Here is a 589-nt window from a genome sequence, read left to right as displayed (position 1 = left end):
CCTGCGCCGGAGAAGATTATAGCCAAGCCCGAACAAGAAAGCCCCCGCTTGTGCGGGGGCTTTTCTATGCGCGTGCGGGCATTTACGGGCGTATCTGCCCCTCGCCGTCGATAAGGTATTTGGTCGTCGTGAGCGCGGAAAGACCCATAGGTCCGCGCGCGTGCAGTTTCTGCGTGCTTATGCCGATTTCCGCGCCGAAGCCGAACTCCCCGCCGTCGGTAAAGCGGGTCGAGGCGTTCACGTAGACGCACGCGGCGTCGACCCTGCGCTGGAAGCGGGCGGCGTGTTCAAGGCTCTTCGTAACTATGCACTCCGAATGCTTGGTGCAATAGGGAACCTTGAAAAAGACTATGTCCTTGGAACCGACAGGACGGTGCGCGTTAAGCGCTATGTGCGCGGTGCCAATGCTTACCTTCGCACGGAACTGGAAGCCGCCGGGATAACGGTTACCGGCTCCTACAGCCCGCCGAACGGAATCGGGGGCTGCTGGGTGGAGTTTAACCTGAACGAAATCACCGAGTATAAGAAGCTATAAAGAGCCGCGGCGGACGGGGAAGCGCACAAGAGCAGGGCAAAACGCCCTGCTCTT

The 589-nt window shown here is 59.8% G+C and carries 1 protein-coding gene and 1 pseudogene; one reads left to right on the top strand and one right to left on the bottom strand.

Going from position 1 to position 589, the window contains the following annotated elements:
- Positions 1 to 82: 82 nt before the first annotated feature.
- Positions 83 to 331, bottom strand: a pseudogene (proA, locus tag AWU74_RS10830) (glutamate-5-semialdehyde dehydrogenase); the annotation flags it as partial.
- On the opposite strand from proA, the gene AWU74_RS07490 reads away from it, so the two are divergent.
- Complete coding sequence (locus AWU74_RS07490) at positions 284 to 535, top strand: hypothetical protein (RefSeq protein WP_162505027.1); 252 nt, start codon at positions 284 to 286, stop codon at positions 533 to 535. The pseudogene proA and the gene AWU74_RS07490 overlap by 48 nt on opposite strands.
- Positions 536 to 589: the final 54 nt, after the last annotated feature.

The organism is Treponema endosymbiont of Eucomonympha sp. (assembly GCF_001028545.1).
Note: the sequence above shows the minus strand (reverse complement) of the source record. Positions and strands in the feature narration are given on the sequence as shown.